Raw genomic sequence first — 1849 nt, forward strand, 5'->3', positions numbered from 1 at the left:
GTGATTAGCCTTTTTATAGGTGGTGCAGAAGTAATAAGAGGTTCCGGGGAAGTTGCCGCCGGTTTATTGGGAAGTCCGGAAACTGGCGGAGTGTCCTTGGCTGTTTCAACAAAAGGAGTGGTGGATGTTACTCACGGATCACTTATGGCTACGAGCGGGGCTATGAAGTTATTCTCTAGAAAAGGGAGGGTTAATGAAAATAGTAGCAATGGATATTCTAAATCAAGCGGAAAGAATGAGAAGCATTCTAGTCTAAAGGCAAAAGAGTCTGCGAGGCAGAAATATCAGGATATTAAATCTCAATATGATAAATTGAATTTAAAACAGAATAAGACTCCAGAAGACAAGAAATCATTAAAAAAGCTCGAGAATCAAGTTAAACATTGGAAAAAGAAACAGGATTTTACAGGTGAAAATCATAGTATGAATGCAAAAGGGAATTGGTAATGAAAAAGTTTACATTTATTGCAGAGTATAAAAAAGGTACTTATATTAGCCAATATGAATCTTCTAATTTAATGGAAGCGCTCGTTATTTGGGCTGATAATTTGGATATACAATTTTTCACGGAAAAAGTGAAAGCTAAGATCCAAGAAAAAGTTAGAGATAATTTTTATTCTCCGGTATCTATAGAAAAGGTAGATAATGTTTGGTGTTCTAGTTATGTTATATTTCGGTCTCTTCTGCTGCTTAATATTGTAGAAACAGTTTAGGCTGGGATTGTTCATATGTATTATTGTCCAGACATAGATTGTTTTTTAATTAATCGGTGTATGGATATTATTTCCCTTCTGTATAAGGGTTCTTTTTGTTATAATAATGAGAATTTGTGATAAGATGATAGCTTCACGTAGATAAATCAATGCTGACTATAAACGTTGTTTTGCTCATCAATATCAAACTGAAACATTGACTAAAGATTTATAGTTTGAATTAGTCTATGATTCTGTTCGTATTTCTCAAAAAATAAATATGGAGATAGAAGTTTTGAATAAGAAGAATAACTATTATGAACTTTATCATGTGTATGAGGATAAAGCCTTAGGAGATAAGGTTGTGAAATTTATAGGCTTGTTTTCTTCTACACAAAATGCCTGGAAAGCTATTAAAGCATTAAGGCATCAACCTGGTTTTTGCCTGCATTCTCAAAAATGTTTTAAACTTTCTAATATTGTATCTATTGGTAATTATGAATGGAAAGAAGGTTTTTGTACAGTTGAAGAAGCTTTCGAATATCAAAAAAGAATATTTAGAGATGATGAGTGATATATTTTTTTATAGGTTAGATCATCGACATGTTTATCATGGATATGAAGAATCGATGCATATAGGAACTTTTTTATTTCGTGAAGATGTTGAGAAGGTGATAGATGAATTGATAGTACAGCCAGGTTTTAAATCTTATCCTCGTTCTTGTTTTGTAGTTTGTAAAATTATTGTTGATGATTACAGATGGAAAAAAGGTTTTATTCACACAGAAAAGGGTGATTTTGAAATAGAATAAAGACTTATTTTATAATGATTATCCTAACATAAATTGATACTTGAATAACCTTCCTACCCTAGCATAAAGTATAAGGCTTATGTTAGGGTATTTTTTTATTATATGGATGGGGTATAGGTGTACCTAATCCGAACAACAATCTCTTTGCTTTATACCGGTAACCGACTGAAGAGAGTGACTGACACAGCCTTAGCTTTTAATAATGGTTTTGAGTTTACAGACGGTGTCCATGAAGCAATAGAGTGGGAATATGATGAAAACGGCAACCTGACTAAAGATTTAAACAAAAATATAACTGCTATTCAGTATAATTGTTTAAATTTGCCTAGTCGTGTAATGTTTGCG

The 1849-nt window shown here is 32.4% G+C and carries 3 protein-coding genes and 1 pseudogene; all 4 read left to right on the plus strand.

The window, feature by feature from the left end; genetic code table 11:
• Nucleotides 1-447, plus strand: a pseudogene (locus BHV72_RS00225) (DUF6443 domain-containing protein); the annotation flags it as partial.
• Nucleotides 447-713, plus strand: coding sequence for a hypothetical protein (locus BHV72_RS00230; protein WP_122135031.1), 267 nt, complete (start codon nt 447-449; stop codon nt 711-713). The pseudogene BHV72_RS00225 and the gene BHV72_RS00230, both read left to right, overlap by 1 nt.
• Nucleotides 714-972: 259 nt before the next feature.
• The gene (locus tag BHV72_RS00235) at nt 973-1266 is read left to right on the plus strand and encodes a hypothetical protein (protein WP_122135032.1); all 294 of its coding nucleotides are present in this window, start codon (nt 973-975) and stop codon (nt 1264-1266) included.
• Nucleotides 1256-1504, plus strand: coding sequence for a hypothetical protein (locus tag BHV72_RS00240; RefSeq protein WP_122140929.1), 249 nt, complete (start codon nt 1256-1258; stop codon nt 1502-1504). The genes BHV72_RS00235 and BHV72_RS00240 overlap by 11 nt, the downstream gene beginning before the upstream one ends.
• Nucleotides 1505-1849: the final 345 nt, after the last annotated feature.

Source organism: Bacteroides sp. 43_46, from assembly GCF_001915455.1.
GTDB lineage: Bacteria > Bacteroidota > Bacteroidia > Bacteroidales > Bacteroidaceae > Bacteroides > Bacteroides caccae.